19 protein-coding genes are annotated in these 20,402 nt (G+C 54.1%); 4 read left to right on the forward strand and 15 right to left on the reverse strand.

The annotated features are described in order from the left end of the window. Positions 1-10: 10 nt before the first annotated feature. From glgA to glgB, 4 genes are all read right to left on the reverse strand, one after another. Positions 11-1,444, reverse strand: a complete 1,434-nt coding sequence (gene glgA, locus A6A26_RS03805) for a glycogen synthase GlgA (RefSeq protein ID WP_063877532.1) — start codon at positions 1,442-1,444, stop codon at positions 11-13. A gap of 63 nt (positions 1,445-1,507) precedes the next feature. Further along, the gene (gene glgC / locus A6A26_RS03810) at positions 1,508-2,800 is read right to left on the reverse strand and encodes a glucose-1-phosphate adenylyltransferase (protein ID WP_063877533.1); all 1,293 of its coding nucleotides are present in this window, start codon (positions 2,798-2,800) and stop codon (positions 1,508-1,510) included. Between the two features lie 13 nt (positions 2,801-2,813). Next, positions 2,814-4,793 (reverse strand): glycogen debranching protein GlgX, encoded by a 1,980-nt coding sequence (glgX, locus tag A6A26_RS03815; protein ID WP_063877534.1) that lies wholly within the window; start codon positions 4,791-4,793, stop codon positions 2,814-2,816. Next, complete coding sequence (gene glgB / locus A6A26_RS03820) at positions 4,790-6,973, reverse strand: 1,4-alpha-glucan branching enzyme (protein ID WP_063877535.1); 2,184 nt, start codon at positions 6,971-6,973, stop codon at positions 4,790-4,792. Before glgB ends, glgX begins: the two co-directional genes overlap by 4 nt. 664 nt (positions 6,974-7,637) lie before the next feature. On the opposite strand from glgB, the gene A6A26_RS25705 reads away from it, so the two are divergent. Next, positions 7,638-7,874 carry a hypothetical protein gene (locus A6A26_RS25705; protein WP_172823882.1) on the forward strand — a complete coding sequence of 79 codons (237 nt, stop codon included), beginning with the start codon at positions 7,638-7,640 and terminating at the stop codon, positions 7,872-7,874. An 11-nt stretch (positions 7,875-7,885) separates the two neighbouring features. On the opposite strand, the gene asd is transcribed toward A6A26_RS25705, so the two are convergent. Then, positions 7,886-8,995 (reverse strand): aspartate-semialdehyde dehydrogenase, encoded by a 1,110-nt coding sequence (gene asd / locus A6A26_RS03825; protein ID WP_063877536.1) that lies wholly within the window; start codon positions 8,993-8,995, stop codon positions 7,886-7,888. A gap of 219 nt (positions 8,996-9,214) precedes the next feature. Between asd and A6A26_RS03830 the strand changes: the two genes are divergently transcribed. Next, positions 9,215-9,808: a YhgN family NAAT transporter gene (locus tag A6A26_RS03830; protein ID WP_063877537.1), complete on the forward strand. Its 594-nt coding sequence runs from the start codon at positions 9,215-9,217 to the stop codon at positions 9,806-9,808. Positions 9,809-9,852: 44 nt separating this feature from the next. Here A6A26_RS03830 and gntU read toward each other — a convergent pair whose 3' ends face one another. The 5 genes from gntU to A6A26_RS25360 all read right to left on the reverse strand — a co-directional run bounded on the left by gntU (position 9,853) and on the right by A6A26_RS25360 (position 14,027). After that, entirely contained in the window at positions 9,853-11,193 is a 1,341-nt protein-coding gene (gene gntU, locus A6A26_RS03835; protein ID WP_063877538.1) for a gluconate transporter, read from the reverse strand. Between the two features lie 3 nt (positions 11,194-11,196). Continuing rightward, on the reverse strand, positions 11,197-11,733 hold the full coding sequence (gene gntK, locus A6A26_RS03840; RefSeq protein WP_063877539.1) for a gluconokinase: 537 nt from the start codon (positions 11,731-11,733) through the stop codon (positions 11,197-11,199). Between the two features lie 138 nt (positions 11,734-11,871). Further along, on the reverse strand, positions 11,872-12,867 hold the full coding sequence (gntR, locus tag A6A26_RS03845; RefSeq protein ID WP_063877540.1) for a gluconate operon transcriptional repressor GntR: 996 nt from the start codon (positions 12,865-12,867) through the stop codon (positions 11,872-11,874). A gap of 100 nt (positions 12,868-12,967) precedes the next feature. Beyond that, complete coding sequence (locus A6A26_RS03850) at positions 12,968-13,663, reverse strand: pirin family protein (RefSeq protein ID WP_063877541.1); 696 nt, start codon at positions 13,661-13,663, stop codon at positions 12,968-12,970. Positions 13,664-13,748: 85 nt separating this feature from the next. Then, the gene (locus A6A26_RS25360) at positions 13,749-14,027 is read right to left on the reverse strand and encodes a hypothetical protein (protein ID WP_128604220.1); all 279 of its coding nucleotides are present in this window, start codon (positions 14,025-14,027) and stop codon (positions 13,749-13,751) included. On the opposite strand from A6A26_RS25360, the gene A6A26_RS03860 reads away from it, so the two are divergent. Then, entirely contained in the window at positions 14,026-14,520 is a 495-nt protein-coding gene (locus A6A26_RS03860; protein WP_063877543.1) for a GNAT family N-acetyltransferase, read from the forward strand. The two genes, A6A26_RS25360 and A6A26_RS03860, sit on opposite strands and share 2 nt — an antisense overlap. A 33-nt stretch (positions 14,521-14,553) precedes the next feature. Here the strand turns inward: A6A26_RS03860 and ggt are convergent, their stop codons facing one another. After that, positions 14,554-16,305 carry a gamma-glutamyltransferase gene (gene ggt / locus A6A26_RS03865; RefSeq protein WP_063877544.1) on the reverse strand — a complete coding sequence of 584 codons (1,752 nt, stop codon included), beginning with the start codon at positions 16,303-16,305 and terminating at the stop codon, positions 14,554-14,556. Positions 16,306-16,508: 203 nt separating this feature from the next. On the opposite strand from ggt, the gene A6A26_RS03870 reads away from it, so the two are divergent. Next, the gene (locus A6A26_RS03870; protein WP_063877545.1) at positions 16,509-16,805 is read left to right on the forward strand and encodes a DUF2756 domain-containing protein; all 297 of its coding nucleotides are present in this window, start codon (positions 16,509-16,511) and stop codon (positions 16,803-16,805) included. Here the strand turns inward: A6A26_RS03870 and ugpQ are convergent. The 4 genes from ugpQ to ugpA are packed head-to-tail and all read right to left on the reverse strand — an operon-like array spanning position 16,802 to position 20,347. Beyond that, positions 16,802-17,545: a glycerophosphodiester phosphodiesterase gene (ugpQ, locus tag A6A26_RS03875; protein ID WP_063877546.1), complete on the reverse strand. Its 744-nt coding sequence runs from the start codon at positions 17,543-17,545 to the stop codon at positions 16,802-16,804. The two genes, A6A26_RS03870 and ugpQ, sit on opposite strands and share 4 nt — an antisense overlap. Next, the gene (locus A6A26_RS03880) at positions 17,542-18,615 is read right to left on the reverse strand and encodes a sn-glycerol-3-phosphate import ATP-binding protein UgpC (protein ID WP_063877547.1); all 1,074 of its coding nucleotides are present in this window, start codon (positions 18,613-18,615) and stop codon (positions 17,542-17,544) included. Before A6A26_RS03880 ends, ugpQ begins: the two co-directional genes overlap by 4 nt. Positions 18,616-18,617: 2 nt before the next feature. Then, positions 18,618-19,463 carry a sn-glycerol-3-phosphate ABC transporter permease UgpE gene (gene ugpE / locus A6A26_RS03885; RefSeq protein ID WP_063877548.1) on the reverse strand — a complete coding sequence of 282 codons (846 nt, stop codon included), beginning with the start codon at positions 19,461-19,463 and terminating at the stop codon, positions 18,618-18,620. Next, the gene (gene ugpA / locus A6A26_RS03890; protein ID WP_063877549.1) at positions 19,460-20,347 is read right to left on the reverse strand and encodes a sn-glycerol-3-phosphate ABC transporter permease UgpA; all 888 of its coding nucleotides are present in this window, start codon (positions 20,345-20,347) and stop codon (positions 19,460-19,462) included. Before ugpA ends, ugpE begins: the two co-directional genes overlap by 4 nt. Between the last annotated feature and the right edge of the window lie 55 nt (positions 20,348-20,402).

Raw genomic sequence — 20,402 nt, forward strand, 5'->3', positions numbered from 1 at the left:
TCCCAGTCCGTTACAACAAACGTTGGTAAAGATCGCGGTAGGCTTGTGCGGCGACCTGCCAGCTAAAGTCCATGCCCATCGCCTGACGCTGCACATAGCGCCAGAGTGAAGGACGAGACCACAATACGAACGCGCGACGAATTGCCCTCAACAGTGACCAGGCATTACTGTCTTCGAAACTGAAGCCGCTGGCAATGCCATCCGCCAGATTTTCTAATGAGCTGTCGTTAACCGTATCAGCCAGTCCGCCGGTCCGGCGAACCAAGGGCAACGTACCATATTTCAGTCCATACAGTTGTGTCAGACCGCAGGGTTCAAAGCGGCTCGGCACCATAATGACGTCGGCGCCGCCAACAATACGGTGAGAAAAGGCTTCGTGATAGCCAATCTGTACGCCTACGCTGCCGGGATGTTCCGCCGCCGCGGCCAGAAAGCCTTGCTGCAGCTCGGCATCGCCCTGCCCTAACAGCACCAACTGTCCGCCCTGCGCCAGTAAACCCGGCAGCGCTTCCAGCACCAAATCCAATCCTTTTTGCCGGGTCAGACGGCTGATAACGGCAAATACCGGTGCTTTGTCATCGACCTTCAGGCCCATCGCAACCTGTAACTGGCGCTTGTTTTCTGCTTTCGCTTCCAGCGTATCCCGGTTGTAACGGGAGCTCAGCAGGAGATCGTGTGAAGGGTCCCAAATCGCCGGATCGACCCCGTTCAGAACCCCACTCAGCCGGCCTTCGCGCATGCGCTGTGCCAGCAGCGTTTCCATGCCATAGCCATACTCTGGCGTGGTGATTTCATGTGCGTAGGTCGGGCTGACCGCCGTCACGTGATCGGCGTAAAATAAGCCGGCTTTCAGGTAAGAGATCTGACCGAAGAACTCAAGGCCAAACATATTAAAAAAGGCGCGCGGCAGTTGAATCTCGTCCAGATGGTGCGCTGAGAACAGTCCCTGATAAGCCAGGTTATGGACGGTGAAGACAGATTTGGCCGGTCGGCCGCGTGCCTCCAGATAAGCACAGGTCAGGCCGGCATGCCAGTCGTGCGCATGAACGATATCTGGCCGCCAGTAGCTATCCAGCCCGCAGCCCAGCTCACAGCCCATCCATCCCAGTAAAGCAAACCGTAAATAGTTGTCGACGTAGGCAAACTGCGATTCATCATGGTAAGGGCTTCCCGGCCGATCGTAGAGATCGGGGGCGTCGATAAGATAGATGCCCACCCCATCGAAGCGCCCAAAAAGCAGGCGAACCGGACCGGCAAAGGTTTGCAGCTCCGCGACCACCTGAGTATCCGGTATTCCTTTACGCAATGCAGGAAACGCGGGCAATAACACACGCGTATCTGTTCCACCCGCAATTTGTGCCTGAGGTAATGCTCCGACTACATCAGCCAGCCCGCCCGTTTTCAGCAGCGGGAAAAGTTCTGAACAGACATGTAAAACCTGCATCCTCGACCTCATTAAGTTACCAGGCACGATCCTCGTGCCGATTGGGTGTGTGCCGCTTGTCGTTTATGATCCCGCACTATTTAATTTGGCAAGCATGGTGCGGGTGACCAGTACAATGCCTTCTTCTGAACGGAAAAAACGGCGGCTGTCTTCATCAGGGTTTTCACCAATCACCATCCCTTCTGGCAGCACACAAGCACGGTCAATGACACAGCGGCGCAGACGACAGGATCGGCCAACTACCACATCAGGCAGCAGTACCGTTGAATCAATATTGCAAAATGAGTTCACCCGCACGCGGGAAAACATGACCGAATTCACCACCACCGAGCCCGAGATAATACAGCCCCCAGACACCAGTGAATTCATCGTCATACCATGGCTACCAGAGCGGTCCTGGACAAACTTTGCCGGTGGCAAAGGTTCCATGTGCGTACGAATCGGCCAGGTGCTGTCGTACATATCCAGTTCAGGGGTCACTGAAGCCAAATCAAGGTTGGCGCGCCAGTAGGCTTCCAGCGTCCCAACATCCCGCCAGTAAGGCGGTGCCTCGTGATCGTTTTGCACACAAGAGATCGCAAACGAATGGGCGTAACCCTCACCACTCGCGACCACTTTGGGCAGAATATCTTTGCCGAAGTCGTGGCTTGAACCCGCCTCGTTCAGATCGTCTTCCAGTAAGCCATACAGGTAATCGGCGTCGAACACATAAATCCCCATACTGGCCAGCGATTTTGTGTCGTCACCCGGCATGGTCGGTGGCTTCGGCGGTTTCTCCACGAAATCGATTACTTTATTGTTTTCGTCTACGGCCATCACGCCAAATGCGGTCGCCTCATGCACCGGTACGGGCAGGCAGGCAATGGTGCACCGGGCTTCATTCAGCACGTGATCCAACAACATCCTTGAATAATCCATCTTGTAGATATGATCGCCGGCAAGGATCACCACGTACTGTGCGCCATAGCGCCGAATAACGTCGAGGTTCTGTGTGACGGCATCGGCTGTACCGCGATACCACTGCTCAGTGGAAAAGCGCTGCTGAGCCGGTAGCAGATCGACAAATTCATTCATCTCTTCGTTGAAGATAGACCAACCGCGCTGAATATGTTGGGTTAACGTATGAGATTGATACTGCGTAATGACCCCAATACGGCGAATGCCTGAGTTAACACAGTTGGAAAGGGCAAAGTCGATAATACGGAATTTACCACCAAAGTGAACGGCGGGCTTGGCACGCTTAGCGGTAAGATCCACCAGACGCGTACCGCGTCCACCAGCCAGTACAAGGGCAACAGTTTGTGTAGGGAGCTGGCGCGCCAGCATAAGATGTTCTGCTCTTTCTAATTTGACCATGTCTGACTCCTTATCATTGCTTTTGGAACACACACACAGCGTGTGCGGGACCATGCCAGACAGTTAACCGGATGGGGTAACTTTCCCCGGTGAAAGGAGGAAGGACTTGCCATTCTCCGTCTGGTAAGGCGATATCACATATCGAATCTGTCGCATTTATTGTTATTAACCAGTGGCCTGAGAGCAGAATTTGCAACCTGCGCACGCGCTGCTTCCAGCCATCTTCTTCTATAGGTTTACCCTGGTCGTCCAGCCACTGAACGTTGCCGTCATCGTTCTGCCACCAGCGATCCGAGGTAAGTGCCGGGATGCGCTTACGCAGTTGAATCAGCGATGCAGTAAAATCGACCAGTCCTCTTTCTTCTTCATCCCAGTTGAGCCAGCTCAGCGGGTTATCCTGGCAATAGGCATTGTTATTACCGTGCTGACTTTGACCGCGTTCGTCCCCTGCCAGCAACATGGGCGTTCCCTGTGAAAGCAGCAACGTCGTCAGCAGCCCTTCCATGCTGCGCCTACGGCGTTGTGCCACCTCAGCACTGCTCTCCAGACCTTCTGTACCATGATTGTGACTATAGTTGTTACCGTGCCCGTCACGGTTTTCTTCACCGTTAGCTTCATTATGTTTGCCATTGAAGCTCACCAGGTCGCGCAGCGTAAAACCATCATGGGCGGTGATCAGATTGATGGTCGCGTGCGGCTTGCGATCGTCATGCTGGAAAAGATCGCTTGAAGCGGCAAACCGGCAGGCAAAATCACCGTTAGTGACATCGCCATGCAACCAGGCACGCCGGGCTGTATCACGGAACTGATCGTTCCACTCTGCAAAAGGCGAAGGGAAATTTCCCACCTGATAACCACCAGGGCCGATATCCCAGGGTTCCGCGATCAGTTTGACCGTTGACAGGATTGGGCAGGCGCGAATGGCCTCAAATAAGGCAGCGTCACGGTGATAGTCAGGTTCGCGTCCCAGTACGGGAGCAAGGTCAAAACGAAAACCATCAACGTGGCAGGTGCGTACCCAGTAACGCAGCGCCTCCAGTATCCAGTTCATGACCTGCGGATGACTGAGATTCAAGGTATTGCCGCAGCCGGTCCAGTTCTGATAAGCGCCTTGATCGTCCAGCCAGTAATAGCTGGCGTTATCAATGCCGCGAAAGGAAAGGGTTGGCCCGGTGTCATCCAGTTCTGCCGTATGGTTAAACACCACATCCAGCAGCACCTCAATACCGGCAGCGTGCAGGCGTTTGACCGCCTGTTGGAACTCCTGCAGCGGAGACAAGCCGTTCTGACCAGACGCATAACGGGGATCGACAGCCCAGAGCGCAAAAGGGTTATAGCCCCAGTAGTTGGTCAGCCCCAAACGCAGCAGGCGGGGTTCGCTGGCGAAGTGGGCGATGGGCAGTAGCTCAATGGCGGTAATGCCCATCTTAAGCAGATAATCCACCATCACCGGATGGCCAAGCGCCGCATAGGTGCCGCGCAACGCTGTTGGAATGCCGGGATGCTGCTGCGTCAGACCGCGTACGTGCGCTTCGTAAATGACACTGCGGCCCCATGACGTGCGTGGCGGCACATCGCCTTGCCAGTCGAAATCATCCGTCACCACCACACATTTCGGTGCCAGTGCGGCGTTGTCGCGACTGTCAGGTTCAGTGTAGCCACAGTGAAAACGCGGGTCATCGGGCACATCGCCCTGCACCGCTCTGGCACAGGGATCGACTAACAGTTTGGCAGGATTAAAAAAGTGTCCCTGCTGGGGCGCCCAAGGCCCGTGTACCCGGTAGCCATAACGCTGTCCGGGTTTGAGTCCGGGAAGATAGCCGTGCCAGATATCGCCGCTCCGGTCAGTGAGTTCAACGCGCTGCTCAATGCCGTTCTCATCGAACAGGCACAGTTCAACGCGCTCAGCATGGTGGGAGAACAGCGTAAAGTTGACGCCCTTCCCGTCATAGCTCGCACCCAGCGGTTGGGGATGTCCGGCACCTAATGTCATTCCCCCTCCCGCACGAACCATACTGTAGAGAGCGGTGGTAAATTCAGGCTCAGTGACTGCGGGCGACCGTGGCTTTCCTGTTGATCGGTGTGCACCAGGTGATTACGCACGTCACTGCCGTGGTACTCATGTTGGTCGGTATTGAGCACCTCGCGCCAGCTGCCAGCCTGATTAACGCCAAAGCGATAAGCAGGGCGCGGCACAGGCGTAAAGTTGCTGACAACGATCACTTCGTTGCCGTCGCGGTCACGACGAACAAAAGCAAAGACCGAATGTTCAGCATCGTCCACCACCAACCATTCAAATCCTGACGGATCAAAATCAAGCTGATGGAGCGGCGTGTAATATTGATAGGTGTGGTTCAGGTCGCGTACCAGACGCTGCACGCCGTGATGCCAGTTGTCCTCGCCTTCCAGCAGGTGCCAGTCAAGACTGACATCGTGATTCCACTCTCTGCCCTGGGCGAACTCATTGCCCATAAACAGCAGTTTTTTACCTGGGAAAGCCCACATCCACCCGTAATAGGCACGCAGGTTGGCAAATTTCTGCCAGGCATCGCCTGGCATGCGGTCAAGGATAGATCGTTTACCGTGCACCACTTCATCGTGCGACAGCGGTAATACGAAGTTTTCGCTGTAGTTATACATGATGCCGAAGCTCATCAGATTATGATGATAGCGGCGATGTATTGGGTCGAGCTTCATGTAGTCGAGCGTGTCATGCATCCAACCCAGGTTCCACTTATACCAGAACCCCAGACCGCCACCTTCCGGGGGCCGTGAGACGCCAGGATAGTCCGTCGACTCCTCAGCCATGGTTACGGAGCCAGGTGCGACATGCCCCAGCGTGCGGTTGGTATAGCGCAGGAAATTGATGGCTTCGAGATTTTCCCGACCGCCGTACTGATTGGGAATCCACTCACCCTCGGCGCGGCTGTAATCGCGGTAAATCATTGAGGCCACCGCATCGACACGCAGGCCATCAATACCAAAACGTTCCATCCAGTAAAGCGCGTTGCCCGCCAGGAAGTTACTGACTTCACGGCGGCCAAAGTTGTAAATCAGCGTATTCCAGTCCTGATGATAACCTTCGCGCGGATCGCTGTGCTCATACAGTTCGGTGCCATCAAACTTCGCCAGGCCAAAGTCATCGCTGGGGAAATGGCCCGGCACCCAGTCCAGTAGCACATTCAACCCCGCCGCATGGGCACTTTCGATAAAGTAGCGGAAATCATCACGGGTGCCGAAACGTCGTGTTGGCGCATACATACCCAGCGGCTGATAGCCCCAGCTGCCGTCAAACGGATGTTCGTTGATGGGGAGCAGTTCGATGTGGGTAAACCCCATCTCTTTGACGTAGGGCACGAGCTGCTCAGCCAGCTCTTTGTAGCTGAGCCAGAAGTTATCGTCGGTATGACGACGCCATGATCCCAAATGAACTTCATAAATGGAGATGGGTTTATCAAACGCATTCGCCGCTCTGCGCGAGGCCGGCATCTCCACCTTTTCTGGCAGGCCGCAAATCATTGAGGCGGTTTGAGGACGCATTTGGGCTTCAAACGCTAAGGGATCGGCCTTGATGCGTAACTGGCCATGCGCATCGATGATTTCAAATTTATAGAGTTGCCCGTTAATGGCACCGGGAACAAACAGCTCCCAGACGCCCATCTCCTGACGCAGACGCATCGGATGGCGGCGGCCATCCCAAAAGTTGAAATCACCGACAACGGAGACGCGGCGTGCGTTGGGTGCCCAGACAGAAAAACGCGTACCAATGACACCATCGATCACATCGCCGTGCGCACCTAAGGTTTCATAAGGTCGCAGGTGAGTGCCTTCCCCCAATAACCACAAATCCATCTCTTGTAACAACGGGCCAAAACGATAAGCATCATCAATCAGATTTTGCTGGCCATGCCAGTTAACCGCCAGTTGATAGCGAAAAGGATTTTTACGGCGAGGCACCACGCCACTGAAAAAGCCACGGGAATCATCGCACTTCAGTTGGACAAGTTTGCGCCCTGTTGAGGTTTCAATGACCCAGACTTCAAGTGCTTCAGGAAGCAGCGCCCGCACTTCGAGTCCGTTGTCTGTTTTGTGCATCCCTAGTAGTGAAAAGGGGTCGGAATAATTACCCGCAAAAAGGGCATTGATCGCCTGGCGATCGGGTAGCTCTGACATGACTTTCTTCCTGTGATAGTTGGCAGGCGAAAAGACCACGATGCAGATTTATCGCGAGTCTCGTGCGCTGCTCTTCATTGAGCCATGAGTACAGCGGCGTGGGTGCCAGAACGAAACGCCTGTCACCACGCGCCTCCTTGAATCACAACCAGTTCGCATTAAGCCTGTCTGCTTGATGCAAGGCCCGAAGTTGCGCCAGACACTTGTCCGGCAACGACCCAGACCTTAAATGATATTCACGCGACGTCTCAGGCGGATGCCGGCTACCTTAAACGTGATTTGCCCACTTGTGCTGCTTGCATTCCGTCCGGTTTGAGGTTGAAAACTCTTCACCGTCGTTTCTGCGCGAATCGGGTACACCATTAAAGGATATTTATGTATAGCGGATCTGCGTTTCACATTCTTTAATAAAATACGGCGTTTTTCTCCTGCAAGGATAAATCAGCACGTTTACCGCATCATTTTTGCCAGGAGAGGCCAGACTGAGAGAGGAACGTTTCACTGCCCGCCAGTCTGCCGTGCTGAGGCCTTCTGCCTCATAAGCATTTCACCCGTCAGTTTCAGCGCAGAGTAAAACAGTCACAGTAGTTGGTGTTCTGCCAGCGAGAGACGCTTTTTGTCGCCTCGCGTGACCGATGCACGTTGCTAAAAACGGCACCACATCATGTCTTGTCAACGTCTCTTTACCCACTACGCCAACCCTGTCGTTGATAAAACAAAATCCTTAACTCACGTTACGCCTTTGTTAAAGGATAGCTTGATGGCGGACGTTATCAGTGCAGAAAAGCAAAAATTTATTTCTAAACAGGCAAAAAGGGGAAGCGGATCACTTCGTGATCGTAACGATAGAAGGGTTTGCAGTGATTTGTGGGAAAAAGACCGGGAAAGCCCGGTCTTATAGGTAATTCAGATTTAGTCGATCAGCAGGCGCAACATACGACGCAGTGGCTCAGCCGCGCCCCAAAGCAACTGGTCGCCCACGGTAAAGGCAGAAAGGTATTCTGGCCCCATATTCAGTTTGCGCAGACGACCGACCGGCGTGCTCAACGTGCCGGTAACGGCGGCAGGCGTGAGTTCACGCATCGTGATCTCACGGTCATTAGGCACCACTTTCACCCATTCATTATGGGCGGCCAGCAGTTGCTCGATTTCCGCCAGCGGCAGATCCTTTTTAAGCTTCAGCGTAAAGGCCTGGCTATGGCAGCGCAGCGCACCCACGCGGACGCACAGCCCGTCGACAGGAATCACGCGTTGGGTTGCCAGAATCTTGTTGGTTTCAGCCTGGCCTTTCCACTCTTCGCGGCTCTGACCGTTTTCGAGTTGCTTATCGATCCAGGGAATCAGGCTGCCCGCTAACGGCACGCCGAAGTTATCCGTCGGCAATGTGCCGGAGCGGGTGAAATCCGTTACGCTACGCTCGATATCCAGAATCGCTGAAGCCGGATTTTGCAGAGAGGTGGCGACGTGATCGTGCAACATACCCATTTGCGTTAACAGTTCGCGCATATGACGCGCACCGCCGCCAGAGGCCGCCTGATACGTTGCCACGGACGCCCACTCCACCAGATCCTGCGCAAACAGGCCGCCCAGCGACATTAACATCAGGCTGACGGTGCAGTTGCCGCCCACAAAGGTCTTCACGCCGCTGTCGATGCCCTGACGGATAACCTGGTGGTTAACCGGGTCCAGAATAATGATGGCATCGTCTTTCATGCGTAATGTGGAGGCCGCATCAATCCAGTAACCGTTCCAGCCGCTGGAACGCAGCTTTGGATAGACCTCAGAGGTATAGTCGCCGCCCTGGCAGGTAATAATGATATCCAGCGCCTTCAACGCCTCAATATCAAAAGCGTCCTGCAATGTCCCCTGCTGTTTACCGGCAAATGCCGGGGCCGCCTCACCGTGCTGTGAAGTGGAGAAGAAGACCGGATTGATCACATCAAAATCACGCTCTTCGCTCATGCGGGACATCAGCACTGAGCCAACCATTCCGCGCCAACCAACTAAACCTACATTCTTCATGTCATGTCCGTTTCAGGATGATCTACACCTGACTTTCTTATCGAAGGGAAAAGTGTCGTGGTACTCTCACGCCACTCTGCGTAATAATCAGCATTGCCTGTGTTGATTAACTCTACAAAATGCAGCTTTTCTGGCAAGTGAATTAATGTAATCAGGCCAACTTTTTCAGCAACAGTGCTAATAACCTGACTTTATCTATAACGAGAAGACCTAAAACGAATGACTGAAATGATCTCGGCAACAATATTATTGTTGTTAATAATGGATCCATTAGGCAATTTGCCGATTTTTATGTCGGTTTTAAAGCATCTGGAACCGAAACGTCGGCGAGTTGTGCTCATTCGCGAAATGTTGATTGCGCTCATTATCATGTTGCTGTTTTTGTTTACCGGCGAGCGAATCCTGGCCTTTCTAAACCTGCGCACCGAAACCGTGTCTATTTCCGGTGGCGTTATCCTGTTTTTAATCGCCATCAAAATGATTTTCCCGTCCCCTGAAAGCAGCAGCACAGGCTTGCCTGCCGGAGAGGAACCTTTTCTGGTGCCGCTGGCGATTCCCCTGGTCGCCGGCCCCTCCCTGTTGGCAACCCTGATGCTGCTGTCGCATCAGTATCCCCATCAAATGTCGCATCTGGTGGGGGCACTGCTGATTGCCTGGGGCGTGACGGTCATGATTCTGCTGTTATCGGGGCTGTTTCTTCGCCTGCTGGGAGATAAAGGCGTAAACGCGCTGGAGCGCCTGATGGGATTGATTCTGATCATGCTGGCAACGCAGATGTTTTTAGATGGGATTCGCGTGTATCTGAAGTTATAGCGATGACCGGTTTCAACCGGGCAGCCCTGCCCGGTTGAAACGCATCAGGAAAGCAGCGTGAAGGCGATCATGCCCACGACGGCACCGACGGTGCCCAAAATGGTTTCCATGAGCGTCCATGTCTTTAAGGTTTCCCCTTCTGTCGCCCCGGTAAATCGCCCAAACAGCCAGAAGCCTGCATCGTTAACGTGGCTGATAATAATGGAACCGCCACCAATACAAATGGATAAGGCTGCCAGCTGCGCGCCGTTATAATGCAGCGGCTCAATCACAGGCATGATTAACCCTACCGTCGTCAGACAGGCAACCGTTGCCGATCCCTGAATCACACGCACCGCGCCTGACAGAATAAAACAGGCCAGCGCAACGGGCAGACCAGCACCGGTCAGGGCATTCCCCAGCACCGGCCCGACGCCAGAATCGACCAGCACCTGTTTAAAGACGCCGCCCGCACCAATCACCAGCAAAATAATGCCCGCAGGCTGCAGGGCGCTGCCGCATATCTGCATCACTTTCTCTTTGTCCATGCCCTGACGATAAGCCAGGCCGTAAATGGCAACCAGGCAGGCCAGCAGAATGGCGATGAAAGGATGTCCGATGAACTCCAGCCACTGGTAAAGCGTGGAGCCTTCGCGGGTGAAGCGCGCGCCAATGGTTTTGAGTCCAACCAGCACCAAAGGAAACAGGATTAAGGCCAGGCTGAAACCAAAAGAGGGTAGCTTGTTTTCATCAATATCGGGCTGATGATCTTCAGGTGGCGCGCTGAACGACACGCGCTTAGCAATAAAATTACCAAACAGCGGTCCTGCAATCAGCATCCCAGGCAGGGCGGCACACAGGCCGATTAAAATCATCCAGCCGAAATCTGCATGCATTTGCGAGGCTAACAGCATGGGCGCCGGTCCCGGCAGCAGAAAGGCCGCGGCGGCCGCCACACCGGCAAACAGCGGAATCACCAGCTTCACCAGATTGTCGCCCGTGCGTCGCGCAACGGCGAAAGCGATGCTGATGAGCAGCACCACGGCGACTTCAAAGAAGAGCGGTAAGGCGCAGATTAACCCGGCGATGCCCATGGCAAAGTGAGCGCGGTTTTCGCCAAAGGTTTTCAGCATGCGAATGGCAATCTGGTCAACGGCCCCGGTTTCATGCAGGATTTTGCCAAACATCGCGCCCAGCGCCACCACGATAGCCAGAAAGCCCAGCGTACCGCCCATCCCTTTCTGCATGGTTTCTGCAATTTTCTCCAGTGGCATACCGGATAACAGCCCGGCCCCGACCGATACCACCATCAGGGCGAGAAAGGCATGCATACGGGCTTTCATCACCAGAAAAAGCAGCAGCAGGACAGAGCCTGCTGCGGTCAAAATAAGTGTCGCGGTATTCATGGCCTAGCCTTGATTGATAGCGTCCTTGATAGTCGCAACCGTAGCCGCCACAACCTCGTCCAGCGGGTTCGCGATATCCACGACCAGCACATCTGTCTCGTCACTGCCCGGCTCTTCCAGGGTGGCAAACTGTGTTACCAGCATTTGCGGCTTAAAGAAGTGGCCTTTGCGCGCTTTCAGGCGGGATTCGATGGTATCGAAATCCCCTTTCAGATAGACAAAACGCAGGTTGTCATTGCCCTGGCGCAGAATATCGCGGTAATGCTTTTTCAATGCAGAACAGACGATGATCGAGATGGCCTGAGTCCGCTGCATGGCGAAAGCCGCATCGTTCAGCGCCTGTAACCATGGCAAACGGTCATCATCATTCAGCGGATGACCTTCTGCCATCTTCAGAATATTGGCGCGCGGATGGAGGAAATCACCATCCAGAAAAGCGGTATTTAACTGGTGGGAAACCTGGTTGGCGACAACGGATTTACCGCTGCCTGAAACACCCATCAGAATAAAGACGTGATGTGGCGTGGATTGCGTTGTCATTTTTTCACTCCGGCAAGTTCAGCTTGCCATGTTACCGATAACAATGATGGATGACATTGTCCTGGCGGTATTACACGCTGGCAACCTTTTTACTTCACAAAGCGTTAAAGTGTGAGCTGACTCATAAAATCGTGTTAATCAGATACTGCCACCTTCCAGAATCTCAAATCCGATATCCAGCGGTTGGGTGACGCTGTGTTCACCGGCGATACGCGCCAGTAACAACGCGGCAGACTCACGTCCCATTCGGTCACGTGGCGTTAATACGGTCGCCAGCTGTGGCGTCACAACCTGACTAATATCATGGCCGTGGAAGCCAGCAATCGCCATCTGAGAAGGCACCTTAAGGCCCTGTCGCTGGCACTCAAACATCGCGCCAACCGCCAAATCATCATTGGTGCAGAACAGGCTGTCTGTTTGGGGATAACGGCGCTGCGCTTCACGCAGGAGATCGCCACCCGCACTAAAAGAAGAGGCTTCTTCCATCATCACGCTGCGCGGCGTTAAGCCGGCTTCACGCATTGCGGCTTCATAACCACGTTGCTTTTGCAGCGTACGCTCATCCAGGCGCGCGCCCAGATAAACGGTGTGCCGATGACCTTTGTTTAAAATCGCCAGCGTCATTTGCCGGGCCGCTTCGACATTGTCAAAGCCCACCGCCATATCAAGACAGGGGGTGACGCTGTCCATCATTTCAATAACCGGAATACCGGCCACTTCCAGCATGCGCAACGTTCCCGGCGTATGGGTACGCTCCGTGAGAATAACGCCGTCGATGTTCCAGCCCAGCAGCGAACGGAGCTGGCGCTCCTCTTTTTCCGGGTTATAGCCAAAGTGCGCCACCAGCGTCTGGTAACCGGCTTCATCGGTAACGGCTTCAATGCCACGCAGTACGTCGGCGAAAACCTGATTGGTCAGGGAAGGCAGTAACACGCCAATGGCCCGGCTGGTCGCATTCGAAAGCATATCAGGGGCACGATTCGGGATGTAACCCAGTTCATCCAGCGCCACGGCAATCTTTTCCCCCAGCGCAACAGACACTTGATCGGGATTGCGCAGATAACGACTGACAGTCATTTTGGTGATACCGATACGATCGGCAACGTCCTGTAAAACCGGTCTTTTCTTCTTCATCGTAAGCGCCTGGGTAGACCTGAAAGCAAATTACGACGAGTCTATCACTTTTTTACGGCCAGATTGCCAGTGGGGCGAGATATGCCCGCCCCACACAGCCTTACACCGGCGGCAGATCAAACAGCAGAACTTCTGCGTCGCTGTCGGCCTCAAGCACAAGACGGCTTTCATCCCAGACGGCAAAGGCATCGCTGTTTGAAGCTGGCTGACCATTCACTTTCACCTCGCCCTTCACGACCTGGACCCAGATACGGCGGCCCGCATCAAGAGTCACGCTGTCGCTATCACCCGCAGCAAACACCCAGCGCGACAATGTCATGTCCTGCCAGACTTTGAGCGAGCCGTCACGCGCGTCCGGCGTCAGAATAAACTGACGGCCCTGTACGTCCGGGAAGCGACGCTGAGCGTAGCGCGGCTCAATACCGGTGCGCTCTGGAATAATCCAGATTTGATAAAGGTGCAGGGGTTCGGTTTTGCTGGCGTTATATTCTGAATGACGCACGCCCGTACCGGCACTCATAATCTGAAATTCGCCCGCCGGAATCTGCTCTTTATTCCCCATGCTGTCCTGATGTTCAACCGTACCCGACAACACATAGGTCAAAATTTCCATATCTTTATGGGGATGCGTACCAAAGCCCTGGCCCGGGTCGATCACGTCTTCGTTAATGACGCGCAACGCCGAGAAGCCCATAAAATTCGCGTCGTGATAGTTGGCAAATGAAAAAGTATGCCAGCTGTCCAGCCAGCCATGATTCGCGTGACCACGTTCTTCAGCTTTACGTAAATAGATCATGTTCAAATCTCCTCAATGTTTTTTATAGTGTGGTATCAGGTGGAAAAGATTGATAGCTGAAAAACTTCACCTCTCTGTTCAAAAATTATGAACATTGAATGAAGGGTTGTTGAAAGGCGCTGAAGAAGGTGTCGCGGAGAGTGGGCAAAAAAAAGCCAGCACGTGGCTGGCTAAATAATACTGGAAGCAATGTGAGCAATGTCGTGCTTTCTAAAGTGTCGCTGACACCGGAGAACGCATAGCAATAATAATCATTATCATTCGCGTCTGTAAAGTCTTTTTGCGCATTATTTTCATTGACGTCCAACGTGAATTCCTTGATGTTTAAAGGGTTTATCGCGCCACCCACAAGGAAAATAGCCATGAGCCCAGTGACCATCCGTCATGCCATTCCCACGGATGCGCCCGCATTAACGCGCCTCTATAGTCAGCCGGAGACCCAGGCGGCGACGCTGCACTTGCCCTATCCATCGCCCACGCTGTGGGAGCAAAAACTTAGCCATCCGCGCGCGGGCGTACATATGCTCGTGGCGTGTCTCGATGAGCAGGTTGTTGGGCAACTGACGCTTGAGGCCATGACGGCTGCGCGGCGTCGGCACTGTGCCACCCTAGGAATGGGCGTCGATCCGGCGTTTCATCGTCGGGGCATTGGCAAAGCTCTGATGGCGGCCATGATCGATCTGTGCGACAACTGGCTACAGATTACGCGTATTGAACTCTCGGTATTTACCGACAATGACAAAGCGATAGCGCTCTATCACGCGTTCGGTTTCCGGATTGAAGGCACCGCGCAAGGCTATGCCATGCGCGACGGTGCCATGATTGATACACATTATATGGCGAGACTGAAAGTATAGCGTGACGGGCAACCCCAAGGTTGCCCTTTTAAATCAATATCCTGCACTCAGATCGTCTACAGAGCGCGGATCAGAAGCCCCGTAGAGCGTTCCGTCAGGTCCAATCATAATACTTTGTGTACTGCCCATCGACGGCAGAACTTTCACATGCTGACCTTTGGCTTCCAGCAACCGCAAGGTATCCGGGCTGAACCCCTTCTCAACCCGCAGTTGATCGGGCAGCCACTGGTGATGGAAGCGTGGAGCATTGGTTGCCTCTGCCACGTTCATACCGTAATCAATGCTGTTTACCACCATCTGTAATACCGTCGTGATAATGCGGCTACCGCCAGGGCTGCCCGTTACCAGCCAGGTTTTCCCGTCTTTCGCCACGATAGTCGGTGACATCGAAGAGAGCGGACGTTTCTTGGCCTGCACGGCATTGGCTTCGCCACCGACTAACCCATAAACATTTGGCGTACCCGGCTTGGCTGAGAAATCATCCATCTGGTTATTCATCAGAATGCCGCTGTTACCGGCGACGATACCGCTGCCGAAGTAGGTGTTAAGCGTATAGGTGACAGCGACCGCATTGCCACTTTTGTCCACAACCGAAAAATGGGTGGTTTGGTTGCTTTCATACGGAGCCAGTTTACCCGGCTTGATGTCGCTGGACGGGCGGGCTTTGGCAATATCAATCTGCTGCGCCAGGGACTTCGCATAGGCTTTACTGGTCAGCGCCTGCCACGGCACCTTAACGAAATCCGGGTCGCCGAGATATTCTGAACGGTCCGCGTAGGCATATTTCTCCGCTTCCGCCATAACCTGCATCGCGTCCGCACTGCCGAAGCCCATTTTGCCCAGGTCAAAATTTTCCAGGATATTGAGGATCTGCACAATATGAATACCGCCCGATGAAGGCGGTGGCATGGAGAACACCTCATAGCCACGATAGGTGCCGCTGACAGGCTTGCGTTCAACCGCGTGATAGGCTGCTAAATCGGCTTTATTGATTAACCCACCATGCTGGGCCATTTCGGCAGCGATTTGATCGGCAATTTTCCCTTTATAGAAGGCATCCGGGCCTTGCTGAGCAATCAACTGTAAGCTGTGGGCCAGATTTTTTTGTACCAGACGGTCGCCCTTTATCCACGGCGTGCCATCTGGCTTATAGAAAATGGCTTTGCTGTTGGGATGCGTGATCAGCACTTCCTTTCCGTAGGTTTTCAGATCATCAGCCAGCGCATCGTTGACGACAAAACCGTCACGCGCCAGTTTAATGGCGGGAGCCAGCAGCTTGCTGAGCGGCAGCGTGCCATATTTGTTGACGGCTAAAGCAAAACCCGCCACGGTGCCGGGCGTACCTGAGGCCAGATGTGAAGTGAGTGAAAGCTTGCTATCGGCATTTCCCTGCTTATCCAGGAACATGTCGCGTGAAGCCGCCGCCGGGGCCATTTCACGGAAATCGATGGCCGTGGTCTGTCCTGATGCCGTGCGCAGCAGCATAAAGCCCCCACCGCCCAGGTTGCCCGCCTGCGGATGCGTCACCGCTAGCGCAAAACCTACCGCAACGGCGGCATCCACCGCGTTACCGCCCTGGCGCAGGATATCAACGCCAACCTGGGTTGCCAGCGCATCCACTGAGGCCACCATACCGTTATGCGCCTTAACCGGATGAAACGTATCGCTGTCGATACCATAAGAGACTGGCGGTGCCTGAACCGGCGCGGCACCCGCCCCGGTCACAACAGTAAAACTCATCAATAATGACCAGCCCAGCTGGCGAAGTTTGCCTTGCATCATCATGTTGTTTCCACTCTCCACTTTTATTTACATTTCTTTATTCTTTATGTAACTGACTACAAACACAGTCGAATATCAAGAAGTAACGCAAATTCAGCGCACTCCTGGAGCAGTAATTTGAAGTCGTGCATAAACTTATCTGCACGACCCCGTGACCCGATTCGGGCATGCGCACACAGCATCCGGTCGTTTACTGGAGGATAAAAATGAAAAAGTGGCTTATGGTTTTCGCCGCCCTGTTGCCGTTAACCGGCATGGCAAACATGTTGAATAACACCAACAATCCTAATCAACCTGGCTATAACCCCAGCCAGCAGCGAATGCAAACGCAGATGCTCAATCAGTCGCAGCAACAGCAGAATAAACTGCAGCAGGACCAGCAGCGTCAGAACCAGGATTTACAGCGGAAATTGCAGGAACAGCGGGACAGTGCCCAGCAGCGCGTAATTAAATCGCAGCCGGGCCAGCAGCAGAATCAACAGACTCAACAGAATTCGTATTAACTAAAATCGGGGCCAATCAGGTCGATGCTGTCGGTACAGATGGCATCGACGCCCCATTTCAGCAGCGTTCTGGCCCGGTCAGGGCTGTTGACGGTGTAAACCAGAATACGCAGATCGGCCTCTTTTAGCTCTGCCACCCGCGCTTCGGTTAAAACCTTGTGATTCAGATGAATTGAGGTGCAATCCAGCGCGCCAGTTTTCTCTTTCCATGCCGTATCCCAACTGTGAGATAACAGCCCACGCGGTAGCTGAGGCTCAGCCTGCATAGCGGCTTCCAGCGCCGCATACGAAAAAGAAGAAAGCAGCGGCAAGGTTTGCCCCTGCCACAGCGTTGCCGCTGCCTGAGCGATAGCGCGCCCGGTTTCCGCGTCCGTTCCTGTTGTGGGTTTAATTTCGATGTTTGCCATCATGCCATGCTGACGGCAGCGTTCTGCCACCTCATCCAGCCGGGCCAGTTTTTCGCCCTGGAAGACGTCACTAAACCAGCTGCCAGCATCGAGTTGCGACAGCTTGTCCCATGGCAGCTCACCGGCAACGCCCCAGCCGTTACTGGTGCGATCTAACGTATCGTCATGCAGCAGGAAGATGTGCGCATCGGCCGACAATTTGGCGTCAAATTCAATCATCAGATGGCCATATTTTGCCCCCACATCAATCGCCGCAAGGGTATTTTCCGGGGCGAGTTTGCCACCGCCACGATGGGCGACGATCGACGGATAAGGCCACAGTTTTTTGCTCATTCCAGACGTTTCCCGTGCGTTGAATCGAAGAAATGTAGCGACCCTACAGGCAGATGTAACCATAAGGTACTGCCTGCTTCAGGGCGCTCGCTGTGTGGCAAGCGTACCACTAAACGCGCCTCACCGATGCGGCCGTGTGCCAGATTATCCGCGCCCAACATTTCCAGGGTTTCCACCCGGAACGGAATGCCGCCCTGCTCCTGGCTGGTGATCTGAATATGTTCGGGTCGGACGCCCAGTACCACAGGACGATTGGCCCACTTCGCTTTCCCCTCGCCAACAGCGATGCCGTGAGAGGCATCAACCGTAAAGCGTGAGCCATCCTGGCTGATATTGCCATGGATCAGATTCATGGCCGGTGAACCCATAAATGAAGCCACAAACTGGCTTGCTGGTCGTTCATAGACCTCAACCGGTGTGCCGATCTGCTCAAGAATCCCTTTATTCATGACCATAACGCGCTGGGCCAGCGTCATCGCCTCTACCTGATCGTGCGTCACGTATAAGCTCGTGGTCTGCAAACGACGATGCAACTGCTGAAGCTCCAGGCGCATCTGAACACGCAGGCGGGCATCAAGGTTAGAGAGTGGCTCATCAAACAGAAAGACGGCTGGCTCACGCACAATGGCGCGTCCCATGGCAACGCGTTGGCGCTGCCCACCGGATAACTCGCGTGGACGGCGCGTCAGCAGATGATCCAGCTCCAGGCTCCGCGCGGCTTCCAGCACCCGTTGACGAACCTGTTCTTTGCTCATGCCGCGAATTTTCAGGCCATAGGCCATGTTCTCTTCAACGGACATATGGGGATAGAGCGCATAGTTTTGGAACACCATGGCAATGCCGCGATCTTTCGGCTCTTCATGGGTCACGCGTTTATCGGCTATATAGATATCACCAGAGGTTACCCGTTCGAGTCCGGCGACCATACGCAACAGCGTGGATTTGCCGCAGCCGGAGGGGCCAACCATAACCATAAACTCACCGTCATTAATCGTGACGTTGAGCGGTTGGATGATCTGATTTTTACCGTCGTAAGACTTGGTCACCGCCTGAAGGGTTACGCCTGCCATCTCTATTTCTCGCTCTCAACCAGACCACGCACAAAGGCGCGCTGCATAACAAATACCACCACCACCGGTGGAATCAGGGTTAATAACATTGCCGCCATCACTTCGTTCCACTGGGTCGGCGAACCACTGGTGGAGATCATGCTTTTGATCCCGGCCACGGCGGTGCCCAGGTTTGCGTTATCGATAATTAACAGCGGCCAGAGATACTGGTTCCAGCCGTAGATAAAGGTGATAACGAACAGCGCCGCCAGGTTGGTTTTCGACAGGGGCAGCACAATGTCCCAGAAAAAACGCATCGCGCTGGCACCGTCAATGCGCGCCGCTTCGATTAACTCATCCGGCAGCGACATAAAAAACTGCCGAAACAGAAAGGTAGCGGTGGCCGAGGCCATCAGTGGCAGAGTCAGCCCGCTGTAGCTGTCCAGCAGGTTGAGATCGGCAATAACCTGCACTGTCGGGAAAATACGCACTTCGACCGGCAGCATCAGGGTGATAAAGATCATCCAGAAGAACAGGGAGCGCAGCGGAAAACGAAACCACACCAGCGCAAAGGCCGACAGAATCGACACCAGGATTTTGCCAATGGTGATCCCCAGCGCCATGATGACGCTGTTCATCAGCATCACACTAAAGGCCGGGCCGTTGCCGTTCACGCCGCGCGTCCAGATGTGCGAAATGTTTTCCCACAGGTGCGTGCCGGGAATCAGCGTCATCGGGACGTTATACACGGCGTCGTTATCCAGGGTTGCCGCCACAAAGGCGACATAGAGCGGAAACAGGATGGTCAGGATGCCGAGCACCAGCACCACATGGCTGAAAATGTCCAGCCCGCGACGATTTTCAATCATTGGTATTGCACCTTACGCTCAACGAAGCGGAACTGAATGACCGTCAGGCCAATAACCAGCAGCATTAACACCACGGACTGTGCCGCTGAAGAGGAGAGATCCAGGCCGGTAAAACCTTCCCGATAAATTTTATAGATAAGCGTCGTCGTCGCCTGTACCGGGCCACCGCCTGTCGCGGCATCAATGACCGGGAAGGTATCGAAGAAGGCATAAATCAGGTTGACCACCAGCAGAAAGAAACTCACGGGCGTGATCAACGGCAGCGAAATCGAGAAGAAGCGACGCACCGGGCCTGCACCATCAATGGCGGCGGCTTCAACCAGTGACTTCGGTATCGACTGTAATGCGGCGAAAAAGAACAGGAAGTTGTAGCTCATCTGTTGCCACACCGAGGCCAGCACCACCAGAAACATGGCCTGTCCGCTGTTCTGAGCAAAGTTCCAGTTATAACCCATGTGGTTAAGCAGATAGCTTAATAAACCCAGACCGGGGCTGAACAGGAACATCCACAACACGGCAGCAATAACCGGCGCCACCGCGTAGGGCAGCAACAGCAGCATCTGATAGAGCTTACGCAGGCGCACCACGTAGTCCACCAGCGCGGCCAGCAGTAACGATGACACCATGCCAAAGAAAGCCACCATGCCGCTAAACTTGATGGTGGTCCAGAAGGTATCCAGATAAAGACCGTCGGCAAACAGCCGTTTGAAGTTGTCCAGCCCGACAAAGGTACTGGAGATACCGAAGGGATCAAGATTTTGCAGGGAATACCACAGGGCTTCACCGGCCGGCCAGACAAAGAAAATAGCGGTGATCAAGAGCTGCGGCAGCACCAGAAAATAGGGTAACAGTCGATTGCGAAACACCGGGCGAGAGGGAGACATAGCGTTCTCTGACTTTTAAGGAAAAAAGGCCAGCCGCAGCTGGCCCTGCAGAACG

The sequence above is a fragment of the Pantoea sp. OXWO6B1 genome (assembly GCF_001641135.1).
In the GTDB taxonomy this organism is placed as follows: domain Bacteria; phylum Pseudomonadota; class Gammaproteobacteria; order Enterobacterales; family Enterobacteriaceae; genus Pantoea; species Pantoea allii.